Source organism: Microbulbifer variabilis, assembly GCF_052467165.1.
The window spans coordinates 3,630,700-3,655,418 of record NZ_CP174301.1 but is presented as its reverse complement, the minus strand read 5'-3'; the positions used below and the strand labels follow the sequence as shown (position 1 = coordinate 3,655,418).

Annotated in this window: 13 protein-coding genes; 5 read left to right on the top strand and 8 right to left on the bottom strand. The window is 47.7% G+C overall.

The features are described 5' to 3' along the window. Positions 1–83 precede the first annotated feature (83 nt). Both ACJJIP_RS16160 and ACJJIP_RS16155 read right to left on the bottom strand, forming a co-directional pair. Positions 84–623: a cytochrome b gene (locus ACJJIP_RS16160; RefSeq protein WP_444945575.1), complete on the bottom strand. Its 540-nt coding sequence runs from the start codon at positions 621–623 to the stop codon at positions 84–86. A 73-nt stretch (positions 624–696) separates the two neighbouring features. Beyond that, complete coding sequence (locus ACJJIP_RS16155; protein ID WP_020412122.1) at positions 697–1,665, bottom strand: LysR family transcriptional regulator; 969 nt, start codon at positions 1,663–1,665, stop codon at positions 697–699. A 180-nt stretch (positions 1,666–1,845) separates the two neighbouring features. Between ACJJIP_RS16155 and metE the strand changes: the two genes are divergently transcribed. Further along, a complete protein-coding gene (gene metE / locus ACJJIP_RS16150) occupies positions 1,846–4,080 on the top strand; it encodes a 5-methyltetrahydropteroyltriglutamate--homocysteine S-methyltransferase (protein WP_444945574.1) in 2,235 nt (744 codons plus the stop codon). Between the two features lie 82 nt (positions 4,081–4,162). Here metE and ACJJIP_RS16145 read toward each other — a convergent pair whose 3' ends face one another. Together ACJJIP_RS16145 and pepQ are read right to left on the bottom strand one after the other, a co-directional pair. Continuing rightward, positions 4,163–6,214: an amidohydrolase family protein gene (locus ACJJIP_RS16145; RefSeq protein ID WP_444945573.1), complete on the bottom strand. Its 2,052-nt coding sequence runs from the start codon at positions 6,212–6,214 to the stop codon at positions 4,163–4,165. 205 nt (positions 6,215–6,419) lie between these two features. Beyond that, positions 6,420–7,721, bottom strand: coding sequence for a Xaa-Pro dipeptidase (pepQ, locus tag ACJJIP_RS16140; RefSeq protein ID WP_444945572.1), 1,302 nt, complete (start codon positions 7,719–7,721; stop codon positions 6,420–6,422). Between the two features lie 83 nt (positions 7,722–7,804). Here pepQ and purU point away from each other — a divergent pair, with 83 nt between their 5' ends. The 4 genes from purU (at position 7,805) to ACJJIP_RS16120 (ending at position 14,601) form a co-directional block, all read left to right on the top strand. Next, a complete protein-coding gene (gene purU, locus ACJJIP_RS16135) occupies positions 7,805–8,644 on the top strand; it encodes a formyltetrahydrofolate deformylase (RefSeq protein WP_444945571.1) in 840 nt (279 codons plus the stop codon). A gap of 591 nt (positions 8,645–9,235) precedes the next feature. After that, entirely contained in the window at positions 9,236–9,967 is a 732-nt protein-coding gene (locus ACJJIP_RS16130; RefSeq protein ID WP_020412128.1) for an AraC family transcriptional regulator, read from the top strand. A 393-nt stretch (positions 9,968–10,360) separates the two neighbouring features. Next, positions 10,361–13,168: a TonB-dependent receptor gene (locus tag ACJJIP_RS16125; RefSeq protein ID WP_444945570.1), complete on the top strand. Its 2,808-nt coding sequence runs from the start codon at positions 10,361–10,363 to the stop codon at positions 13,166–13,168. Positions 13,169–13,269: 101 nt separating this feature from the next. Beyond that, entirely contained in the window at positions 13,270–14,601 is a 1,332-nt protein-coding gene (locus ACJJIP_RS16120) for a glycosyl hydrolase family 18 protein (protein WP_282951485.1), read from the top strand. 253 nt (positions 14,602–14,854) lie between these two features. Here the strand turns inward: ACJJIP_RS16120 and ACJJIP_RS16115 are convergent, their stop codons facing one another. The 4 genes from ACJJIP_RS16115 to ACJJIP_RS16100 all read right to left on the bottom strand — a co-directional run bounded on the left by ACJJIP_RS16115 (position 14,855) and on the right by ACJJIP_RS16100 (position 24,719). Then, a complete protein-coding gene (locus ACJJIP_RS16115; protein ID WP_157533367.1) occupies positions 14,855–15,199 on the bottom strand; it encodes a hypothetical protein in 345 nt (114 codons plus the stop codon). 112 nt (positions 15,200–15,311) lie between these two features. After that, positions 15,312–18,203 carry an aminomethyl-transferring glycine dehydrogenase gene (gene gcvP / locus ACJJIP_RS16110; RefSeq protein ID WP_444945569.1) on the bottom strand — a complete coding sequence of 964 codons (2,892 nt, stop codon included), beginning with the start codon at positions 18,201–18,203 and terminating at the stop codon, positions 15,312–15,314. Between the two features lie 743 nt (positions 18,204–18,946). Continuing rightward, positions 18,947–20,209 (bottom strand): MFS transporter, encoded by a 1,263-nt coding sequence (locus ACJJIP_RS16105; RefSeq protein WP_353376904.1) that lies wholly within the window; start codon positions 20,207–20,209, stop codon positions 18,947–18,949. Positions 20,210–20,447: 238 nt separating this feature from the next. After that, on the bottom strand, positions 20,448–24,719 hold the full coding sequence (locus tag ACJJIP_RS16100) for a non-ribosomal peptide synthetase (RefSeq protein WP_444945568.1): 4,272 nt from the start codon (positions 24,717–24,719) through the stop codon (positions 20,448–20,450).

The window sequence follows — 24,719 nt, the reverse complement described above, 5'->3', positions numbered from 1 at the left end:
TAGCCCCTATAAAAAACGGCGCCGAAGGCGCCGTTTTTTATTTGATAAACCATTTAGTTTATCGCTTTTTCTATTCTCTGGTGCTAGCGCTGCGGCAGCATACGGGTCAGGGTGGTATCGCGCTTCACAAAGTGATGCCACAGGGCGGCGGCAATATGCAGGCCAACCAATACCAACAGTGCCGGCCATAGAACGTCTTTGTGAAGGAAGGCGAGCTGCTTGCCCAGATCGGGGTTTTTCTCTAACAGGCGTGGCAACGCGAAGAGACCAAAAAATTCAGTATCCCGGCCAAACAGCTGGCGCATGGCAATTCCGGATACTGGCATTGCCAACAAGACCAGGTATAGGGCGCCGTGTGTCAGTTTGGAAACGGCCTTCTGCCAAGTAGCTCCCTGAATTTCCGGGCGCTTGTGACGTGCACGCCAGTAAAGGCGAACAGCCAGCAGCATCAGTACAGCAACACCCAACGAGAAGTGCAGGCGTACAAACCAGCCGCGCATGGGGTCCTCCCGGTCGAAGAACTCATGTAGCTCTACAGCGCCCCACACGGTCAGCAGTAGAATCACAAATAACCAGTGCAAGCCCTTGCTGACTGAATTCCAGCCTTCGTTCGATGTTGACATAGGTAAATCTCCTGTAAAAACAATGCCCGAGAAGAGGCTTATCAATAGTGGCGAGTGTGTGCACCCGCTCCCGTTATGTCTCTGTGGTTAATTCGGCCTGTCGGTTTTTATCCCCAGTGGCAGCGCGAATGCCCTTCAAGTGGGAAAAACAGGTATCCCGCGCTGTTTGTAGGAAGTCAGCCAAGTAAGCCTGCTCCAGTATTTCCTCTCGCACCGCTGCGTAGAGGGTGCTCCAGAGGCCCTTTTCCCCCAAGCGCAATTGCGCAATAAATCCTTTTTGCAGGTATTCGTGTAGGGCCCAGTCGGGTAGGGCACAGACACCACGGCCACTGGCCACTAGTTGCACCATCATAACCGTCAATTCTGCCGTACGCACATCTGCGGGTTCAACACCTGCCGGGTCGAGGAAATGTTGGAATATATCCAGGCGCTCCCGCTCCACGGGATAGGTGATCTGTATTTCTCCGTCCAGGTCATTGGGGGTGACCCAGCGCCGCTTGCCATTTTGTAATAAGGGGTGGTTACGGCTGAGCGCCAGGCACATCTCGAAGCTGAACAGAGGGTAGTAGTGGATACCTTTCAGCTCTGAATCAGGGTTGGAGGTGACCACGAGATCCAGATCGCCGCGAACTAGTGCCGGTAGCGGTGCGAAGTGAAATCCACTACAGAGGTCCAGCTCTACTTCGGGCCAGTCGTCGCGGTAGGTATTTAGGGTTGGCATCAGCCACTGATAACAGCTGTGGCATTCAATGGCGATATTGAGACGGCCAGACTGGCCTGAAGCGAGCCGGGCCAGGTCGCGCTGTGCGACGGCCACCCGCGGCAGTATGTCGTCAGCGAGCTGTAACAGACGCAGTCCTGCGCTGGTAAAGCGTAGCGGGCGGGATTTGCGCACAAATAACGGCTGATCGTGGCGCTCCTCCATTTCCCGGAATAAATGGGATAGTGCCGACTGGGTTAGGTGTAGCCTCTCGGCGGCTCGGACCAGGCTGCCGGTCTCCCTTAGGGTGCAAAGGGCACGTAGTTGACGCAGCTCAATCATCTTTAAATTTATTCATGTTAACCGCAAAAAATATGAAATTGATTGAATAACACTGTGCCGACACAATCAAGTCTGAATTATCGCGGAGTGTGTGACGGGATCTGGAACCGGCGATTTACCGCGAACGACCGTATACACGGAGCGATGCTCCCTCACAGGAATGGACTTGGTAACAGAGACATGGCGCAGACACATATTCTTGGCTATCCCCGTATCGGGGCCAATCGTGAGTTAAAGAAGGCCCAGGAGGCATACTGGCGTGGGGAAATTTCCCAGCAGCAACTCTTGCAGGAGGGAGAGGAAATACGTCGTAGCAACTGGCAGGCACAGAGTGATGCCGGTCTGGATTGGGTGACAGTGGGAGATTTTGCCTGGTATGACCAGGTACTGAATCACTCGTTGATGTTTGGTGTGGTGGGCGATCGTTTTTCTGAAGGTGCCGCGGAGAACAAACTGGATCAGTACTTTCGTTTGGCGCGGGGGCGAGCGCCCTCTGGGCAGCCGGTTGCGGCCAGTGCCATGACCAAGTGGTTTGATACTAACTACCACTACCTGGTACCGGAGCTTACTGATCAACAGGCCTTCTCCCTGGATAGTGAATGGTTGTTGGATGAAGTGCGTGAAGCTCAGGTTCAGGGGCATAAAGTAAAGCCGGTTGTAATGGGTCCCTTAACCTACCTATGGTTGGGAAGAGGCGTTGATAGCGCTTTGTCCCTGTTGCCGAGTTTGTTGCCGTGTTACACACAGTTGTTTTCGCAGCTGGCTGATCTCGGTGTGGGGTGGGTTCAGCTCGATGAACCAATCCTGGGTTTGGACTTGCCAGAAGAATGGCGCTCTGCATTTATTGGTGCATACAAGGGGATTGGCGCGGATTCTGGCAGCCTGAATTTACTCCTGGCAACTTACTTTTCCCCACTGCGGGAAAATCTACAGCTGGCTTTCTCTCTGCCAGTGGATGGTGTGCATCTTGACTGTATACGAGCGCCAGAAGAATTAAATACCGCCCGCGATCTCCTTGGTGATAAGCAGGTACTTTCTGCGGGTGTGGTGAACGGACGTAACATCTGGCGTGCAGATCTGGATAAATGGCAGCGTGTCCTGAAGCCAATGGCGGAAAAGCTGGGTGACCGCTTGTGGATCTCAGCCAGTTGTTCGTTGCTACACAGCCCGGTAGACCTGGATACTGAAATCTCCCTGCCCGTGGAGCAAAAGCAAAAACTTGCCTACGCTCGCCAAAAACTGGATGAGCTGGTGCACCTGCAAAGTCTTCTAGATCAAGAGGTAAGTACGACCGTAACCGAGTTGAAGAGCGGTGATAAAAGCGGTTCAGTTGCCCAACAGCTACGGGATACATGGCGTGAACAGGGTTACCTGGAGCGTGTTCCCGTGCAGGCTGAGCGCTGGCAATTACCACTGCTGCCTACAACGACTATCGGTTCATTCCCACAGACTGATCTACTGCGCAAGGTTCGCCGCCAGTATCGCAATAGTGAAATCAGTGAAAAAGATTATCTGGAGCATTTGCGCGCGGAGATTGCTGAAGCGATCCGGCGGCAGGAAATTCTTGGCTTGGATGTTCTGGTTCACGGTGAAGCGGAGCGCAACGACATGGTTGAGTACTTTGGTGAACAGCTTGATGGATTTGTGCATACCGGCAATGGTTGGGTGCAGAGTTATGGTTCCCGCTGTGTAAAACCGCCGATTATTTTTGGGGATATTTCCCGGCCCCAGGCAATAACTGTGGAGTGGAGCAGCTACGCACAGAGCCTTACCAAAAAACCTGTAAAAGGCATGTTGACTGGCCCGGTAACAATTCTCAACTGGTCCTTCCCGCGAGAGGATATTCACCGCAGTGAGAGCTGCCTGCAAATTGCCAGGGCTTTGCGTGAGGAGGTTCTGGACCTGGAGTCGGCGGGTATCGGTATTATTCAAATAGATGAGCCGGCTCTGCGCGAAGGCGTGCCCTTGAGAGAATCAGAACATGCAGATTACTTCTCGTGGGCGGTGGGTTGTTTCCGCTATACCTGCAGTGAAGTGAAAGCGGAAACGCAAATCCATACTCATATGTGCTACAGCAATTTCAATGCAATTATGGATGCGATTGTTTCCCTTGATGCGGATGTGATTACTATTGAATCTGCGAGATCTGACCTGCGCCTGCTCAGCGCTTTTGCCGACAAGGCTGGTGGTTACCCCAATGAAATTGGACCTGGCATTTACGATATCCATTCACCCAATGTACCTGAGCGAGGAGAATTGGTGGATCGCCTGAAGAAAATTGCCGAAGTGGTTCCGGTAGAGCGCCTCTGGGTAAATCCGGATTGCGGCCTTAAAACCCGTAACTGGGCTGAGGTGGGGTCATCCTTGCTGAATATGGTAGAGGCTGCGCGTACTGTGCGTACAGAACTGGCTTAGTCAATTTATAAGTAGAAAAACCGGCGATCATTTGGATTGCCGGTTTTTTCTTTTCTGTTTTTTCCGCTTCTGTTTTTTCCGTTTACTGGGACTTGGTGGCCACTGTAGTAGTGTTATTTAATTCAAATGGCACTGAAGGGTGGAAAGATTTAATACCCAAAGCTGTGTAAAGCTCATCCGGGCGATACATATTCTGCCCCTCGAGCACCAGTGCAGTGCGACGCAGCGCGGTAATATCCTCGAGAGGATTTCCCTCCAGTAAAACCAGGTCTGCATTTTTCCCCACCGCAATACTGCCAGTGTACTCGTCGGCCCCCATAACCTGAGCCGGTACCAGGGTGGCCGTGCGCAGCACATCAATATTGGGAATACCGGCTTTGGCATAGAGCTCCAGTTCACGTAACAGGGTAAATCCGGGGATACCATCGGAGCCCGCTACCATAGTGACCTTGTGCTCGTGTAGCTTGAGCATCATGGCCAGCAGGGCTTCCGCTGAAAGGTCGTAGTCATCCCGGTGTTCCGGCTTCACATCCAGTTCGGCCCCAACAAAAGCGCGCTGGATATTCACTGGAAGGTGGTCGGTAATATCGGCAAATTCAGGATCTACTTTGCCCGGCTGGCGCAGTAACATCGAGCTGAATACGGTGGTGGTTGCGTCTACGACAGTCCCTTTCTTGGCTAGCTTATCCAGGAAAGCAGCCACTTCTTTGCTATCCAGATCCAGCTCGTGGGCGTGCTCCCCGATTTCTGTAAAGCGCAGTCTTTTACGGGTATCTATCTTGCCCATAAAATTCAGGAACAGCATATTGATATGCTGAATTTCATCAAAGCCCGCATCCACGGCTTCCTCGGCGGTCATAAATGCAGGGATATGGCCGGATAAACGCATACCATTTTCGTGGATATGCTTGGCTAAGGGAGCGATCCACTCGGGCTCCATTGAGCTGTAGGTTTTAATTTGCTGATAGCCGCGATCCGCGTACCATTCGACAATATCCTTAGCTTCTTCCAGGCTGTCTGCAGTCTTGCCCATACGCATGGCATTTTCGCTTTCCCGGTCCATAAAGCCCGCGCGGAATAGGTCGCCGCCAATGATTTGCTCTGACTCAAACATCCCTTCAATACGCATGATACTTTCATGGGTATTACCGATGTCGCGAACATTGACAATGCCAGCGGCCATATTCAGAACACCATCGGTAGGGGATAAGTGGGCGTGCATATCCCAGAGGCCGGGGATCAGCGTATGGTTACGGGCATCAATGGTGGTTGCCCCGTTGGCTTTGATCGGTTTTTTACTGATTTTTGCGATCTTTCCATCTTTGATCAGAACATGCTGCTTTCTCTGTAGTTTGCCAGATTCAACATCAACCAGGTTGACGTTGCTGATCAGGATGGGTTGGGTTGATGTGTGGGTATGTTTTTTGGCAATACCTTGCAGGTACTGGTCTGCGGCTGCGACTTGCCGGGTTTTCAGTTCTTCGAGGTGAGATTTATCCCAACCTTTGCGCAGGATGGCGAACCATCCCCCCTCATCGGAGGCAAATAAATCCCCATTTTCATCGTACCAGGCGAGATCTGGGGTAAAGCCCAGGCCACTTACGCCGTAAAGGTGGACCGTTTTCTTTTTCTCGCCTTGTTGCAGGGTCACTTTATCAAGCTTATGGAGGCGTGCTTTTCCCTGCGGCAGTAAATCAATATTTTGATCTGCATCGGCAATCAGTGCTTTTACCAATTGCGCCTGTACGGCAAGGGTGCTGTTCTTGGGAATATAAAATTGAGCTTCGGAAGTTTTTGCACTGCCATGTTCATCGGAACCTTTCCAGCGAGCGACACCATTTTCCAGGGAAAATTCTTCGCTGACTGGAGCACCAAATGGGCTGATCCCTTCAATGGATAGTTGCTCGGGCATTGCCGCCTCACCGATAGTGAAGCTCTCCTTGAGGTTTAGGCGGCGGTTATTCCAGCTGAGCTTTAATTCACCAGATACCTTTGCTCCATCCTGGTGAATAATTTCAGAGCCGGCAATGCCCTCTTTATCGTAAAAAATATATTCGATTGATTTTGCATAAGCGCTATTGGCTGCGGCTAGAACTGTGGCTGCGATAAGCGTTGCCAGTGTTTTTTTTCTCATGAATTGTCCCTTTTCTTGTTGTAATACCGGTGATGGACTTTGGCTTCTTTTGGGTGAGGGGGCAAGCAGCTTAGGGGCGCAAGCGGCGAGAGGAAAAGCGGGAGCGGTAGGGCGTTCTTTAATGTTTTAACTTTCGGAGTAACGTAAAGGTATTGCGAGAGCGCTTACCTGTAAGCACTCTCACAATATTGCTTTAGCCTATGAACTAAGGGTTGCGAGAAAGGTTTTCGTTACCGGATGCGTGTACAACAATATTGTCTTCAATGCGCACGCCGCCATAGGGGCGGAAGCTGTCGACCTTATCCCAGTTAACCTCGGCAGCGAGGTCTGAGTCTTTTAGCTCTCCCAATAGGCTATCGATAAAGTAGAGTCCCGGCTCGATGGTAAATACCTGGTTCTCCTCGATAGTTCGGCTGGTACGCAGGAACGGGTACTCGGCCGGTGGGGGTGTCGTGCCTCCATCGGGGCCGGTCTGGTGACCGCCGACATCGTGTACCTGGAGGCCGAGGAAGTGACCCAGACCGTGTGGCAGGAATGGGCGAGTTAAGCCGGATTCCACAGCACTCTCGGCAGAGGTTTTGATAATGCCAAATTGGGCCAACAGCTCTCCCACGTTTAAGTGGCACTGGCGATGTAGTTCCGGGTAAGGCAGGCCAGGTTTGAGGCCGTCTACCAGCTGCAACTGCTTTTCATCCATAGCCGTTACCAGCTCTGCGAACTCATTATCGGCATAGGCGTAGGTGCGAGTGATATCAGAGCAGTAGCCATTGCAGTCGGCACCCGCATCGATCAGGAAGCTTTTCAATTGCGACTCAGGCAGGCGTTCAGTAGACAGGTGGGTGTAGTGCAGGATTGCAGCGTGTTCATTCAGGGCAACAATATTGCCGTAGGGCATACGGTTCTCGCCCTGGCCAGCAGCGCCCAGGTAGGCCTGGTTGATTTCAAATTCACTGGCGCCACTGCGGAAAGCCTGCTCGGCGGCGCGGTGCCCATTGACCGCAATACGGTTCGCCTCACGCAGGCAGGCGACCTCATAAGGCGTTTTATAAGCGCGGGCCCAGTGCAAGCGGTTGATCAGAAGCTCCGGATTTTCCTCCCCCAGTGACCAGCCTTGCAGCTTGTCGCTCTTACCGATAAAAGCAGCATTCTCTGGGCTCAGGAACGCCTGGGCATCGGCCGGCTTGCTCAGTAGCTCGATATCGTAGAAATCGCTCCAGAAGGTCTGGGGTGCCGGCGGTACATAGTGCCAAAAGTCTACTGGGCGGTAGAACAAAAGCTTTGGCTTTTGTCCGCGCTGATAGATAACCCAGCTGTGGGGATTGTCGGTAATGGGAACCAGTGCCTTAAAGTGGGGGTTCACCTTAAACGGGTAGTAGTTATCGTCCAGGAACTGCACCCTGGGAGCGCCACTGAATACGTTGAGGATTTCAAACCCGCTCTGCTCGAGGATTTCGTCGTAGCGGCGGCACAGGGTGGCCATATGATCGGCGTAAAGGTTTTTATCCATGTTCTCCCCAAAATGGATCGCTGAATCTATAAGACGGCATAGTGTATAGTCTGATGTCTGGATATTTGGCCTGAAATTCGACCATGGAAAAGAAGATACTGCTGACCGACTGCCCTGATGATAAGGGGCTGATCGCGAAGATTACCAACATTTGCTACAAGCACCAGCTCAATATCATCAAGAATGACGAGTTTGTAGACCGGGAACAGGGGCGCTTCTTTATGCGTACTGCCCTTGAAGGGATCTTCAATGATGCAACTTTCCTGGAAGATCTGGATATGGCCCTACCTCAAGGTGCTGAGCGGCGCCTGGTTTCGACAGAGCGTAAGAAACGCCTGGTGCTGATGGTTACCCGTGAGCCTCACTGCTTGGGGGATATACTGATGAAATGCTATTCAGGTGCCTTGGATGTGGAAATCACAGCAGTGATCGGTAACCACCCTGATCTGGCGAGCCTGGTACAAAAGTTTGATATTCCCTTCCATTGCGTGCCTGCGGAAGGGATGGATCGTGTGGCACATGAGCAACAGGTTGCTGCGTTAGTAGATGAGTACAACCCGGATTACCTGGTGCTGGCCAAATATATGCGTGTACTCACTTCTGATTTTGTAGCCCGCTATAGCGGTCGCATCATCAATATTCACCACTCCTTCCTACCTGCCTTTATTGGAGCAAAGCCCTACCAGCAGGCCTATGAACGTGGTGTGAAGATCATTGGAGCCACAGCGCACTTTGTTACTGATGACCTGGATGAAGGGCCGATTATTGAGCAGGATATCATTCATGTAGACCATGCTTACTCCGCAGAATCTATGGCAGATGCCGGTAGAGATGTTGAAAAGCTAGTACTTTCCCGGGCCCTGCAATTGGTGTTGCAGGAGCGGGTATTTATCCATGGGAATAAAACCGTAGTGTTTAAATAAGAGATGAAAAAGGGGGCTGAGAGGCCTTTTAGCTGAAATGGTGTATAAATTCAGAGGACAGAATGGGAATGAATAGTACCCGGATTCACAAATTTCCACCCAGACAGAGAACAATAACAGGTCTACTATTTTTTTTGTTGCTTTCAGCTTGTTCTAACCATGGGCCTATTCCCGGGATGGTGGAGTCTTTTCAAACTGAGATCGCCCCCAATGGCGCCAAGCGTTTTACATTCAGCATAAATCGAGAGCGACGTGATATACCTGCGCCTGTTGTGGCGAATACCAGCCCTCAGCGGCGAACGCAAAATGAGTCAGTGAGAAAAGTGGGTTCGACTCGTCGAGTTGAAAGTTACTTTGATTGGGCCCTTGAACAAAAGATGTTGGAAACAGGTTTTTGTACGCAAGGGTATTTTGAGATTGAACGTACTATTTCAGAGTATGGTGGTGAAGTGCGTGGGGAGTGTAGAGAAGGAGCGTTTTAGTGCTTTTTCTGACTTTCGTTCTCCAGATTAGGTTTATTGTTTAAAGAGGGCTTTTTAGTCAGTAGTAAAGCTTGGGTTTCGGTTAGTACTAAAAATGTAGATAAGAATAATGAAGTACGAATCAATTTTAGAGCAAGTCTCTACTCAGCAGATCATTGCAGTATTTGATCTTATATCAGATATTATTTTTTGGGTAAAAGATGAATCCGGCTATGTGGTGCATTGTAACCGGGAGTTTATTGAGCATGTCGGATGCAGATCCTTGCATCAGGTAGTAGGCCGCTCAGATATGGACTTCTCCCCTTCTTATCTCGCTAAAAACTATATGCGTGATGATAAAAGGGTGATGGCAGGAGAGACTATTACAGATCGGCTGGAATTGAATATTGGTAAAACAGGCGAGTTAGTTTGGTTTACGACATCAAAACGCCCATTAAAGAGTGCCAGTGGAGAAATCATAGGAACCTATGGCGTAGCTCGAGATCTTAAAGAGACAGTTAAGACTCTCTCTAGAATGGATAAACTTAAAAGGCCAGTTGAATACATAAAAAATAACTATAGCCAGCCAATTGCAGTGGAGGACTTGGCAGAGGCCGCGAGTTTATCGGTGAGTGCATTAGAGCGGCGTTTCAAAAAATATCTGGATAAAACACCTATGCAATTTGTTCGGGAAGTCAGATTAGAGAACTCTCGCCGTATGTTAGTGGAAACGCAAAGCCCAATATCTGAAATTGCTTATCGGGTGGGATTTACGTCGCATAGTTACTTCAGTAGACACTTCAAAGGCATGTTTGGACAGCTTCCAGCAAATTATCGTGATGAAGTTCAGTCCAATATATAAAGATCAATTAAGCTGAGTACCCTCAGCGACTCTGGAGAGAGTATTGCGTTATCCTTTCCTGTTGAGTTGATAGCCGCCCATTTCATTCATTTCCGAAAATTCTATACCTAAGTTTGACATAGGTTTTTATTCTTAAAAACAAACAGTTAGCTGACTGTTTTTGGCTTTCTGTGACTGTTTATTTTTTTCTTAAAATCTAAGACGCCGATTTTGTTTCATTAGTGTCCCAGTATTGATTACCTCTTCATCAGGGTTTTTTTTTAGGGTTTTAGTGCTCAACAAATGAACTGTCTTTTTGGGGTTTAGGGTCCCCTGACAGTTTTGCGTCAGCCCTCCACTTGGGGGCTGGCACTTTTTGAATCTCGGATAAAAAGAATAGAAAGTTGGGACGCTATGAAATCAATCAATAAGAATAGTCTAAACAAGGTTAAAATTCGGAGTAAGGGGCTTAAGCGCAAGACTATAGCCTCCGCTATTGTTCTAATCATTAGTAACATGGCTAATGCAGAAGAATCCTCCGGTGAGGATAAGCCGATAGAGCACATCGAGGTAATTGGCATCCTTGAAAGTAACACCAGAAACTTGGAGATCAAACGAGATTCCAATGCCATTGTGGATGCGATAACCGCAGAAGATGTAGGCAAGTTTCCGGACAAAAATGTTGCAGATTCACTTCAACGTGTACCGGGAATAACAATTACCCGCAGTGGTGGTGAGGGTAGTAGGGTTAGTATTCGTGGCACCAGTGCTGAGTGGACCTTGACCCAGTTAAATGGAAATTACATTGCAACCTCCGATGGAGGAGCACCATCTCGTAGCTTTAATTACACTTTGTTGCCTTCCAACATGATCAGCAAGGTAGAAGTCTATAAAAGCCCGGAAGCTAGAATTGATGAAGGGGGAATTGGTGGAACAGTTATTCTGCACAGCCGTAAACCTCTGGAAATGGAGTCTGGAGAGGGCGTTATTACGACTGAAACCACTTATTCAGATACCAATGAGCAGTGGGAGCCGCAGTATAGTGCTTTTTACTCCTGGAAAAATGAGAGTGAAACCTTCGGTATTCTGGCTGGCTATACCAAACAGGGCAGAACTGTAACCTCTATTGAAAACTACGCGAGCCATTGGCGATTCCACTCAGACACGGTTGAAGGTGCCGAACGCCCGGCAATTGTTGACCAGGAAACTGGCGAAGTTTACAACAATGTTTGGGCGCCCAGGGCTATGGGTATTGGTAATCATGAGCAGGATAGGGCCAGGGATGGTTATCAAATTACCACTCAATGGCGGCCAACTGAGCGCTTGGAATTTTCTCTGAACTATTTCGGTTCCCAGTTGGGATACGATACCCGTAGTCAGAACCTCACCTTAGCTGAATGGAATGATAACCATAACCCCTACTTTGGCGTTGAGCTGGAAGGGGACACCGTAGTTACCTATGGCAACGGTGATAACGGCCTGCTAAATGCGAATAACTGGGGAGATGCTGATGTCAATGGTGGTGTCGAGGTAGAGCGAGGTTTAATGTCTCCGCAATTGACCGGGCAGGATAGCTACGGTGAATCAGAATCTCATACCTTCGACCTCGAAATTCTTTATGAAGGTGACTCTTACACAGCAGCAGTAAATATTGGACGAAGCTCTGCAAAAGGTGGTGTCTCCGAAAGAATCATGGCAAATATGGATGCACGTTATGGTTCTGTAAATAGTTGGCTGTGGTCTATTGCCGATGGGGAACCTAGCTACGAAATCTCTACAGATCTCACCTCGGATCAAGAGGCCTATCCATACTATGACTGGTTTAGTTCTGACGCTACCCAAAATCGGGACAGAGAAGATTATTATCAGCTTGACCTGGGATTTGACACCAATTGGGGAATAGTCAACAAAGTCTATGTCGGTACTAAATATCGGGATCATGAAGCAAAGTCCCTAAGAGATACTTTCTTGTGGGATGACGGTATCTCGGATAACGGTGGTTATCGTGGGTGGTTGTCGGGTACAGAATGGTTCCACAACCCGGATTTTCATCCAGATACTTCCATCTTACTTGGTAGCGACGTAATCGATAATAGCGCAGGCGATACCGGGGCTATTAACTATCTACCTTTTGATATAGATGCGCTTAAAGCCTACGTGAGTGATAATTTCACCCGGACTGTAGTTCCTGTGTTATCCGGTACCTATACCATCGAGGAAAAAATATTTTCTCTTTATGCCCAGGCGGACTTTGAGTGGGAGGCTTTCCGGGGTAACCTTGGTGTCCGCTATGTTAATACAGACCTAACTACCTCGACATACGATGACATTATTGGTCAAGAGACAGATATTACCAGTGCAAATAATAGAAGTGCTGATAGTGAAAACTTTCTGCCAAGTTTAAATATTGCCTGGGATCTAACTGATGAGCTGGTATTACGATTTGCTGCAGCAAAAACCATGTCTCGAGTCAGTTATGCTGACTTGGGGCAGGCTGAGTCATATGGCCCTCCTGTAAATATAAATTCACCGGATTCTTGGACCGGACGTGGGACCGGTACTTCCGCAAATACTGGACTAGAGGCGATGCTTTCCAATCAATTCGACCTGGGAATTGAATGGTATTACCTTGATGGTTCCGCACTTGGAGCAACATTATTTAGTAAGGATATTAGCAATCTTCCTATAACTACAACTGAAGTCGTATTGCGTGAGCACAGTTGCTGTAATGGTCCCATTGAAGTCGATATGACTACAAAAACAGGAGGTGCTGAGGCAACTTCTAGAGGTGTTGAACTATTTGCACAACATGCGTTTGAAAGTGGTTTTGGTGTAATGGCTAATTATACCTACACTGACACTAGTACTTCGGGAGTATTTGTTAATGGTGTAGAAACTGAAGCAGAAATTCCTGGAACGGCAAAGCATCAATACAACCTTTCCGGTTACTATGAAAACGATTTGTATAGTGTACGAGCATCTTACAATTGGAAGGATGACCGGGCTGGAGGGCTTCATCAGGGATATAATTTGTACGACAAAGCCTATGGGCAACTTGATCTTAATGCCAGCTATACCTTTAATGAAAACCTCAATTTCACGGCATCTATTATTAATTTAACAGAGGAAAAGACAGAGGGGTTCTGGAAACAGGAAAACAGGATGACTTATTATAATTACTCTGGTCGCCGATTATATATTGGTGCAAACTATAAATTCTAACACCTCGTTGATCGTAGTATTGGGTGTAGAGCATACGCTCTACACCATTTTTTTAACTTGAGATGTTAGGCTATAAAATTTACAGAACTACATAATAAAAAATGAGAAAAGATATGAAGCAACCAACACGTAGAGCAATGCAAGCTGTTTGCGCCACCTTCCTATTTCAGGCTGGTGCATACGCAGATATTGAAGTGGTCAATTCGGATGTCTGTCCCTCGGACGCTACAACAGTAAGCTATTCTGAAGCGCTTAATTATCCTGATGAATTTTGTGGTCTTCTCAATAGTGGTGATTTAGTCGGCCTATCAGGTGGGGCTTCAATCGAACATCTGGGGGCCAATTGCCAATTGACGGGTAATGACAGTCGCCAAATAGCGAAGACATTATGTAAGTCTGAACCTTCAGCACCACATGTTGTGAGTGGAAGCAGTTGTTCATCCGATGCAGACCCGGTTACCTATCTTGAGGCACAAATTTATAAAGATGAGCTGTGTTCGGTTCTGGGGGACTGGGAAATTGCAAACCTTGCCGATAATGCCTCCATGGATGGCAGTGGATATGGGTGTGGTTCACGCAAGAATGAAATACGTGAGCTGGGCTCAACACTGTGTAAATCTGATACTCCTCAGGAAAGTGGATCTGCTCCGAAAGTTGCCTACATAGAGGTTAACAGTAATAACCTGGGCAATGCGGGCTGCTTTACAGAGAGCGATGGTAGTCAGTTGTTCGATATAGCTGTTATCTTCGCGGCAAATATTAATTACGATGGCCAGAAAGCTGTTTTGCATTTCAATAATCAAGTGTCAGACCTGCTCAATAACAATTTGAGTACAGTACAAGATTTACAAAACAAGGGTACGAAGGTGGTACTCAGCGTTCTCGGAAATCACCAAAATGCAGGTTGGTCCTGTTTTGCCGATGAGCAGTCCGCTGATGACTTCGCGCAGCAGCTCAAAGATGCCGTGGATCAATATGGGTTGGATGGTATTGATATTGATGATGAGTACTCGCAGTGCAGCCAAACCTATTCTGACTCCTTGGTAAAAGTGACTAGTGCATTACGAGAGAAGATGCCTAACAAAATTATTTCTAAAGCACTTTGGAGTGATACCGATGCTTTTCAGGCTGAATGGAATGGGAAGAAACTGGGCGACCAATTAACTTATGGTTGGGAGATGAGCTATTGGTTGGGCTCAAGCTGTACTTCACGAATTCAGAATTACTTAAATTTGGGGGTCGATAGATCCAAGTTGGGTGTTGGCGCTTCTACTGTGTTGAATACTGCTTCTGCAGCGAGCGCTTTAGCATCGTGTAATGAGAATAATAATCTTGGTGGCGGCACTATGATTTTTAATGTGACTAAAGATTCTAGCAGCTATCTTTCTACAGTATGGCCAGGTACTTCAGAGATCCCTAATTGCCTTAAGTGATTATATAAACCCTGGCTGAGAGCCCCGTGGGAATTGGCATTAGTCGATGAAGCGGGGTAGGTCTTAAAAAAAATGGAGATTGAAAAGTAGTTCAAGGGAGTGAAAAAGGTGTACTCAATTATTGACTCTGGTATTTATTCTAAAATTACTATGTTGGGTCAATTGTCATTTCTTTGAGTCAAGCGGGGGTAGCCTGATATCTTTTTACGTTGGTAACAGCAGTGCTTCCCCTACTCAGTACTTAGAAACAACTTTACGAAGCCATTACTACCTTGCCTCCCTCACAGATGGCCCCATTGTTTGGCCGATCATACCAAAACTTAATTGGTATTCGAGCAGCATGAGCAGCTAGAACTACACTTTGAATTTGTTTAATGGACTCGTGAGTTACGCCTTGGGAGTTCCCTACTTCAATATAAATACGTTTGCCACTTCCATCTGTACATGCGGAATTAAAAGCTTGTGGAAAATTAATTTCCAGCCTCCCATCGGGTAGAACACCAACAGTTTCTGGAATCTGGTAGCTGGGCATAGCTACGCTTGCTAATGATGGACTTGATATAGCCAGGAAGGATAGACCGATCACAGTTTTCTTCACTTCAACTCCTTTTCGTGTAGCTTTATAGATTAGTAATTTTTGATTGTGCTTAATGATATAGAAAAGCGGGCATATAGCCCGCTTTTAAATCCACCTGTGAGAGTGTTGGATTTTACTCGGAGTAGCTCTCGATCGGAGGGCAGGAGCAGATCAGGTTGCGGTCGCCGTATACGTTGTCGATACGGTTGGCAGCCGGCCACACCTTGTGTTCTTTTAGCCACGCTGCCGGGCGCGCAGCGATATCACGGGAATAGCTGTGGGCCCACTCTTCGCTCATCACGTCCTCAAGGGTATGAGGGGCATTGTGCAGCGGATTGTCCTCTGGGGTGTATTTACCGCTGGTTACATCTTCCACTTCCTGGCGAATTGTTGCCATCGCTTCGATAAAGCGATCCAGCTCACCCTTGGATTCACTCTCGGTAGGTTCGATCATCAGGGTGCCGGCTACCGGGAAGGACATGGTAGGGGAGTGGAAGCCAAAGTCCATCAGGCGCTTGGCGATATCCTCTTCAGTGATACCGCTAGCTTCCTTGAGCGGGCGCAGGTCAACCAGGCATTCGTGGGCAACAAAGCCATTGGTGCCGGTGTAGAGCAGGGAGTAGTGCTCACCCAGCTTCTTGGCTACGTAGTTGGCGTTCAGGATTGCCATCTCAGTAGCCTGCTTCATGCCCTGCTTACCCATCATGCGGATATACATCCAGCTGATTGGCAGGATACTGGCGGAGCCCCAGGGAGCGGCGGAGATGGTGCCGTTATCCAGGTTGGTTTCCGGTACTTCAGTCACCGGGTGGGCCGCCAGGTAGGGCTTCAGGTGTTCGCCAACAGCGATCGGGCCCATGCCGGGGCCGCCACCACCGTGAGGGATACAGAAAGTTTTGTGCAGGTTCAGGTGGGATACGTCACCACCGAACTGGCCCGGCGCGGCGACGCCGATCAGGGCGTTCATGTTGGCGCCATCAATATAAACCTGGCCGCCAGCCTGGTGTACCAGGTCGCAAACTTCGCGGATACCTTCCTCAAATACCCCGTGGGTGGATGGGTAGGTGACCATCAGTGCGGCAACGCGGTCGCCGTGCTCTTCGATTTTGGCTTTCAGGTCTTCGATATCCACATTGCCTTTATCATCACAGGCAACCACAACCACTTTCATACTCACCATCATGGCGGAAGCCGGGTTGGTGCCGTGGGCAGAGGCGGGAATCAGGCAGATATCGCGCTGGGTTTCGCCCTTCGCTTCGAAGTACTTCTTGATAGCAACCAGGCCAGCGTATTCGCCCTGGGAGCCGGCATTGGGTTGCAGGCTAACGGCATCGTAACCGGTACAGGCGGACAGCATCTGCTGGAGCTGGCGGAACATTTCCGCGTAGCCTTCCGCTTGATCTACGGGTGCGAAGGGGTGCAGCTTGCCGAACTCTGGCCAGGTGACCGGGATCATCTCGGCTGTGGCATTCAATTTCATGGTGCAGGAGCCCAGGGGAATCATGGAGTGATTCAGGGCGATATCCTTGGCTTCCAGAGACTTGAGGTAGCGCAGCATCTCGGTCTCGGAGTGGTAGGTGTTGAACACCGGGTGGGTCAGGAATTCAGAATCGCGCACCAGGGCGGCGGGTACACCCAGGGAGCCCTTGCTGGCAATTTCGCTGTCCAGAGTATGCAGATCGATGCTGTGTTCGGTGCCGATAAAGGCATTGATCAGGTCGGACACATCCTGCAGGGTGGCGGTCTCACTCAGACTCACACCCAGGGCGTCTTCACCAATTTTACGCAGGTTGATCTCAGCGGCCAGGGCGCGCTGGTAAATCTCTTCCTGCTTGGCGCCAACGGTGACATTCAGGGTATCGAACCAGCTGTCGTGGGCCAGATTGAAGCCTTCCTGCTGCAGGGCGGAAGCGAGAATATCTGCCAGGCGCTGGATGCGGGCAGCGATGGTTTTCAGGCCTTCGGGGCCGTGGTAAATCGCATAGAAAGCGCTCATTACCGCCAACAATACCTGGGAAGTACAGATATTGGAGTTGGCCTTCTCGCGGCGAATATGCTGTTCGCGGGTCTGCATAGCCATGCGCAGGGCACGCTTGCCTTTGCTGTCGACGGAAACGCCGATAATACGACCCGGTGCGGAGCGCTTGTAAGCTTCGCGGAAGGCGAAGAAACCAGCGTGGGGACCACCGTAGCCCATGGGGATGCCGAAGCGTTGGTTACAGCCAACAACTACGTCTGCACCCATATCACCCGGTGCTCTCAGGGCTACCAGGCTCATCAGGTCTGCGGCCACGGTTACCAGGGCGTTGGCTTCGTGCACCTTGGTGATGATATCGGTCAGGTCGCGTACGCGACCGGTGCTGCCGGGGTATTGCAGCAGGGCGCCGAACAGCTCGGCGGGGATATCTTTCTCCACATCGCCGACAACGACCTCGAAGCCGAAGTGCTCGGCGCGGGTTTTAACTACGGCGATGGTCTGCGGGTGGCAGTCCCGGTGCACAAAGTAGACGTTGGATTTGTTGCGTTTGACCTGGCGCTTACACATGGCCATGGCTTCAGCTGCTGCGGTACCTTCATCCAGCATGGAGGCGTTGGCTAGTTCCATACCGGTGAGGTCCATAATCATCTGCTGGAAGTTCAGCAGGCCTTCCAGGCGGCCCTGGGCAATTTCCGGCTGGTAAGGGGTATAGGCGGTGTACCAACCCGGGTTCTCCAGCACGTTGCGCAGGATCACATTGGGGGTAATGGTGTCGTGGTAACCCATACCTATAAAGGTACGGTAGATCTTGTTGCGCGCCGCAATATCTTTTAGCTCTGCGAGGGCCTCCACTTCATTGATCGCATCGGCCAGATCCAGCTCATCGGTCTTGCGAATGGCTTCGGGCACGGTTTTCTCGATCAGCTCTTCGAGGCTGGCAACTCCGAGGGTTTCCAGCATGGCCTCTACCTGTTTGGCATCGGGGCCAATATGGCGATGGATAAAGGCGTCGTGTTGTTCCAACTGCTGCAGCGATGGTTGGGTCATAAACTTCGTTCCTGTAGTCGCAGGGAGTCGTCGCGGTGCGCTCGCGGTTAAAAATAGCACCTGGCCTCGGTACCGCTTTTCCTGTGGAAAGCCTCGGGCCTCCGCATTGCGGATAGGCGAGGGTAACGCTTGGGAGAATCGGTTTGCTGGCAGCCCCAGTGTTGCAATACGGAACCAGAGGGGAAGCCGGGCCATAGCGGCAGGCGCGCATCTTAGCAATCGGCGCGAGTAGGGGCAATCTGCGGGTTTTGGGCGGGGAAACTGCTAAATTTTGGCACAAAAAGTGGGTTAAATCCTGTGAAATGGGGGCTGGGGAGATTTTGTTCTACATATGGCTGAGCAGATTTGAAGTCTGCCTATTTCACTATTAGGCCGCTCAATGCTAATGGAATGCTGAATGCCGTGCTTCTTCCCTACGTTTTTTCTTTTTTTCTCAATAAGCACACCATCTCAGCTCCTTCTACAGATTAGCCAACACCTTATTGAGAGCGACGTATCAGCCACCAAGAATTGCGATATGGGTGTAGTCAAAGCGACCATGGATGCCGCTTATGGAATGAGGCTTATATTAGATGTCGTTTAGCCCGGGTGCTGAATCTTTAAATCCACGAATGACCGGTTATCTGGGGTGAGATAGAGGAATGTTCAAAATAGAAAGAAGTTTTGACGATATAACCACCCTAAGGAATTCAATCGCTTTCCTGCAAGTAGGTAATCCCCCCGAAGGGGGATGAGACTGGACGCTAACCTTGCTCTATCATTCGCCTGTCTTTGGCTATTACTTTGGGGTTAAATTCCGGGCTCAAAAATATACAACTGCCACACAGCCCCATGGCTGCTAGCAATAACCAGGTATTGTTCAATCCCATTACGGCTGCGCCAAAACCACAAACCAGTGAACCAATAACACCGCCAAAGCGAGTTGTTAATGAAAAGATGGAATCAACAGTTGACCTGACTTCGTCCTCCACTGCTTCATGTTGTAACTGGGCAGAGGCAGAAAGCCCCAGACCGATACTAAAATTAAACAATAAGAATAAACTTACAAACAGTAACAAATCTCCAGACAGCGCCAGTAACATCACTAAAGATAATTTTATCAGGCTGGCTATCAAAAGTACTTTCCCCAATTGATGGTTCAAAAATTGAGTCATCCAGGTAGTAATTCTCGCTGACAGACTGCCTAATAGCATGATCAATGCCATTAATAATCCGTACAGCCAGCCCACGGACATATCGCCTGATAAGGCCTCTAAGCGTACCGGCCAATATTTTTCGATAGCACTGGCTATTGGAGTCAGTAATATAACAGTCAACAACAAGCGCCATAGTGATGGCGAGTAACAGGCTTTAATACCTAAACTGAGCTGGCTGGGTATTTGACTGATATTTGAAAGTCGAAAACGATCAAATACACGATTCTCCCTGATCTTTGTCTTGGTGAAGGCGAACAAGAGTAAACTACTTAGCAACGCCAAAAATATAAGTCCCCGATATAGATCCAGATCATGATGTCCGAAATATTCCCCACTTCCTACGACCAAGGCGCAGCATAGTGCACCTAGGGCTCCGATGAGTCCGGCACGAGTCGCGATACGCGCAAAACCCTCCTGTAGGCTCATTGTACCTTCAGCTTGGTTAAAGCATTCTACAAACCAGGCATTTAAAGATCCTGAAAATAATGCCTGGCTAGCTCCCCATAAAAACATCGCCACCAAGGCTCCATAGAAACTTTGCCAAACCAATAGCACCACGTAACAAGTCATAGCCATTGTCAAAGAGACTAAGTATACCTTTTTCCGACCGATCTGATCCGCCAAGCTACCAGTAGGTAATTCAAAAAGCATCACTGACAACCCCATGACTGCCAGTATCATCCCCAGCTGCGGCATAGACATACCCATAGCTAAAAACAAAGGCGTTAATATAGGCAATATTAAATAGGTGGAGAAAAAACCCCATCCCATTTGAAATCCGTATAAACGGATTAATTCTATTCGCTTCATAAACCCATCCTAAGGAGCCCCTGAAAAACTCTGTAATACCCCTGAAAGCCCCGGCGGATATCAGTTGTAGGGCAATCATACTTAATGAAACATATTCAAGTATTAGAGAGATGTTGGAAATAATTTAGAGATTGACTGAATTTAAACATAATTTTAAGGCTATACCAGAATCATAATTTCCTGTTTAGGGGAATTCGTACTCTGTAAAAGACGAATCCCCCCCCTGGAAAAATCAGGTTTACATTTCTGTAGTTTGAGCTTCTGGTGCTAGATACGTTTGTTGTCCAGCAGATAATTTACGGTTAATTGCCATGGCTATAGTATTCAGAGTCTCATCTTCGATCATGACCCGCTCGTGTTTGGCTTTAATAGAAATATAATCGCAATTTAATAACAGATCTTCGAACCCATTTTTTGGTGTTGAGAAGCCCTTTTTAAATACGCCTTGAATGTCAATATAGTCATTGATCAAAGCAAGGGTTTGTGTCGGGGTTGCTTCATCAGAGACACTGCTACCTTCAAAGAAAATCGCAGGTCCGCCATAGGGTTGGAGTGATTTAACATATTCGGCATAAAATAGAAATGTATCAACCATTTCCGCTTCAAAACGGCCACATTCGAGTAATCTGGAATCTTGTTTTATAGTATCAATCATAGTTTGTTCTATGGTGATTACTACAGGATCAATTAAAAACAACATTTCAACTTGCTCCCCTAAAGCTTCCAGCTTTTGAGCAATACCGAGAGAAACCATGGCTCCTTCGCAGTAGCCCCCCAGAAAATATGGTCCACCCGGCTGCTTTTTACGTATCACGGCTAAATAGTAATCAATCAAATGGTTCAATCTAATTTGTCGACCGCTGTACACCTGTATGTTTTCCAACAATTGGACCGGACGATCGATATCAAGCTTTTCCACCAGTGAGATAAAAGTTTCTGGCCCTGCTGCCGCAGGAATCAAAAATAAACCAGTTTTATTACTATCACCATTGAAAGTCATAAATTTTCTAAACTCATTATAATCTTTCAAAAAGTCAACAATTTCATTTTCTGTACAGGATGAAAAGTTAGGTATAGATTGTGATTTTATCTTTTCTGCCAAGCCCCTAATGGTTGGTTGTTCATTAAGTAATTTAGGCGAAACCCGGATATTACTGCGACTACAGTGATGATAAACTTTAAGTAGCAATATTGAGTCCCCGCCTAAATCAAAGAAATTGTCAAGTACACCTATGGTCTCTACACCTAATAGCTTCTCCCAAATTAAGCACAACTCGCGCTCTAATTCATTTTCTGGTTCAACATATTCTGCTACGGTGGTAAAATTGGGAAGTGGCAGTGCGTTTCGATTTAGTTTTCCGCTAATTGTCAACGGCAAAACGTCAAGCAAAGTAAAGGTTGTTGGTATCATATAGGCAGGTAAGTGAACCGAAACAAAAGCTTTTAACTCATCAATAGTTGATTCTTGTTTTTCACTTAGAACCACATAAGCAGCAAGGTACTTATTCTCTTCTTGGCACCTGTCTATTACTACCACCTGCTGCACCCTGGGATGTTGTGCAAGAACAGCTTCAATTTCGCCTAATTCAATGCGATAACCCCGGATCTTCACTTGAGAATCATTTCGCCCCAAATACTCCAGCTCGCCATTAGGTAACCAACGGACTAAATCACCAGTTTTATAAAGTCGAGTATTAACCTCGTCCTCTGGTGAAATAAATGGATTTTTAATAAATTTTTCAGCTGTGAGCTCCGCCCTATTGAGGTACTCCCTGGCCAATCCTGCTCCCCCTATATGTAATTCACCCGGGGCACCGATAGGTAAAGGTTTTAATCTACTATTGAGAACATATGCCTTCATATGTTTTAAGGGCCGCCCAATGTTGGAACGGCTGGTATCTTCATCGACTGTCAGCTCTTTGTAAGTTGCAGTCACGGTTGTCTCTGTGAGGCCATACATATTTACCAGCCTAATTGACTTACTACCATTGGTATCCCACCACTCTTTAAGTTGTTCAATATTTAATTTCTCCCCACCCAAAATCACCAAGCGAAGTAATTCAAGAGGTTCACCAGTGAACCTCAATGTATCAACCAGGGCATAAAATGCAGCCGGCGTTTGGTTTAACACCGTCACTTGCTCTTGCTGACACAGGCGGACGAATCCGGGAAGGTCCGTCTTGATTTCGGTTGTCGGTACTACCAGCTTTCCGCCTGTGGTAAGGGCTCCCCAAAGTTCCCAAACACTGAAGTCAAAGGTATAGGAGTGATATAAGACCCAGGTATCGTTATCATCGAAGCTCAAATCTGCCCGGGTGCTTTCTAACAGCCGCATCACATTTTCATGAGTTTGTAGCACTCCCTTAGGTTTGCCTGTCGTACCTGAGGTATAAATTACGTAAGCCAAATCTTGAGGCTCAATATCGCTGACAGGTATGAGGCTGACGTCATCAGCTAAGGGTACAGAGGCATCTGCAAATACTAATACGGGTGTTAGCTCAAGTTCGTCAGAGAGTGCCGTAAAGGTACCGGTGTATTTATTGTCGGTGATGACTATGGGTACTTCAGTATCCTGGAGGATATACAAGGTTCTGCTTGATGGGTAATTGGGAGAGATGGGTACGTATGCGCAACCCGTTTTAAGAATTGCAATAATACTAATCACCATTTCCATGCTATGATCGAGGAAAATACCGATCAGCGTGCCGGATTTAAGGTGCTCTCCATATGCTGATTGATAATCAGCCTGGAGCTTTAAAGCGAGTTGGTTAGCTCTATTATTTAATTGGTCATAACTTAACGTTTGCTGCTTAAAAGTTAACGCGGGTTTATCGGCAAATGACCTAGCCTGGATTTCAAACAATTGGTGAAGACATAAATTTTGTGGGGAGCATGGTGTGGTTTTGACCCAGTCAACCAACAAGGTTTTCTTCTCCTGTTCACAAATCAAGTTCATATCAGCAATAGGTTGCTGTACATCAGCAACTATCTCCGCCAGTACCCTTTGATATAAAGTGGAGAATCTAGTAATTGTCTGCAAGTCAAATAAACTAGTAGAAAAATTAATAAAACCGTCAAGTTCAACCTGCCCGTCATTAATATGTAAACTTAAATCAAATTTAGCAGGGGAATACTCTTGATTATACTGCGTGCCCTCTTGTGATTCATCATCTGAAAGTCCTTGGTTAAGCTCGCTTAAGGACTGCTGAGTAAATGGAAGGTTTTTATCTTCTTCGCGGATCTTCGACGAGGTATTCTCTAGGCTGAATACGACCTGAAACAAAGGATGACGGGAAGGGTCCCGTTCCACATTAAGCAGTTTAACTAAGCGTTCAAAAGGTAGCTCCTGGTGAACTTTGGCTCCTAGAACAAGCTGATGAACTTTATCTATCCATTGTGCAATTGTGAAGCTCTCATCTATTTCTCCCCTTAACGCTAATAAGTTAACAAAAAAACCTATCACGCCCTGAGTTTGTGCATGGTGACGATTTTCTGACGGTGTGCCGATAACTAAGTCTTTCTGGCCGCTTAAAGTCGAAAGTAACAGATAAAAACCGCTAAGCATTAGACTATACAGTGTTGTCTTCTGTTCTCGGGCTAACAATCTTAATTGGTGTGAAAGCTTTGTATCCAAAGAAAATTTCAAAATCTGCCCACGGTAATCGAGTTGGGGCGGACGTGGTCTATCTGTGAATAAATGAAGTGAGCTGTAACCATTCAGTTGCTCAAGCCAGTAATTCTCTAGATTTCGTAATTCTTCTCCTTGTAAAAATGCTCTTTGCCATACGGCATAATCGCTGTACCGAATGTCTATCTGTGCGAGCTGTGGCTCCTGCCCAAGACAGTAAGAAGAATAGGCATGAGATAATTCGGTAAAAAAAATCTGTGCTGACCAGCCGTCAAATGCAATATGGTGCCAGACAAAAAGTACAAAAGCTCCTTGGGGAGAATCAAGTCGAATAACCCTAAACGGTCTTCCTTTGGCCAGGTCAAAGTCCTGTTCTATGGCTTCTTGCAGCCCATTTAACAGAGCAGCATTGTCCTTTTTTGATATACAGCGAATAGTTAAGGGGGTATCAAGGACCTGCTGGTAAGCATCACCATTTTCATGAAGGCGATAAATGGTGTTGAGTATGGGATGGCGCCTAACCATATACTGAATGGCATCTACTAATGCCGGGTAGTTAATATCATCGGATAGTCGAATCAGGTGCGGGATATGATAGGCATTACTTCCTTGCTGCCACTGATGAATAAATAATAACCTTTCCTGGGCAAAACTAAGTTCAGACTTCTCTTCGGGTGTGGAAAATATTATCCTATTGATAAAGTCGCCTTTACTGTAAATATGATTAAATTTCAATAGGCGAGTTAATGACGACTTTTGCTCTTTGATTAACTCTAATAGATCGCTGTTCGATAAATCTTTTTTGCTGTTGAGGCGCAGTTGTTCTCCATCCAGCCAAATTGCGACTTGATTGGTTTTTATTTTGCTGATTAATTGATTCAT

What these genes read in the sequence shown, in the direction of transcription:
- ACJJIP_RS16160 (WP_444945575.1), bottom strand. Translation starts at nt 623, where the DNA reads ATGTCAACATCGAACGAAGGCTGGAATTCAGTCAGCAAGGGCTTGCAC.
- ACJJIP_RS16155 (WP_020412122.1), bottom strand. Translation starts at nt 1,665, where the DNA reads ATGATTGAGCTGCGTCAACTACGTGCCCTTTGCACCCTAAGGGAGACC.
- metE (WP_444945574.1), top strand. Translation starts at nt 1,846, where the DNA reads ATGGCGCAGACACATATTCTTGGCTATCCCCGTATCGGGGCCAATCGT.
- ACJJIP_RS16145 (WP_444945573.1), bottom strand. Translation starts at nt 6,214, where the DNA reads ATGAGAAAAAAAACACTGGCAACGCTTATCGCAGCCACAGTTCTAGCC.
- pepQ (WP_444945572.1), bottom strand. Translation starts at nt 7,721, where the DNA reads ATGGATAAAAACCTTTACGCCGATCATATGGCCACCCTGTGCCGCCGC.
- purU (WP_444945571.1), top strand. Translation starts at nt 7,805, where the DNA reads ATGGAAAAGAAGATACTGCTGACCGACTGCCCTGATGATAAGGGGCTG.
- ACJJIP_RS16130 (WP_020412128.1), top strand. Translation starts at nt 9,236, where the DNA reads ATGAAGTACGAATCAATTTTAGAGCAAGTCTCTACTCAGCAGATCATT.
- ACJJIP_RS16125 (WP_444945570.1), top strand. Translation starts at nt 10,361, where the DNA reads ATGAAATCAATCAATAAGAATAGTCTAAACAAGGTTAAAATTCGGAGT.
- ACJJIP_RS16120 (WP_282951485.1), top strand. Translation starts at nt 13,270, where the DNA reads ATGAGAAAAGATATGAAGCAACCAACACGTAGAGCAATGCAAGCTGTT.
- gcvP (WP_444945569.1), bottom strand. Translation starts at nt 18,203, where the DNA reads ATGACCCAACCATCGCTGCAGCAGTTGGAACAACACGACGCCTTTATC.
- ACJJIP_RS16105 (WP_353376904.1), bottom strand. Translation starts at nt 20,209, where the DNA reads ATGAAGCGAATAGAATTAATCCGTTTATACGGATTTCAAATGGGATGG.
- ACJJIP_RS16100 (WP_444945568.1), bottom strand. Translation starts at nt 24,719, where the DNA reads ATGAATCAATTAATCAGCAAAATAAAAACCAATCAAGTCGCAATTTGG.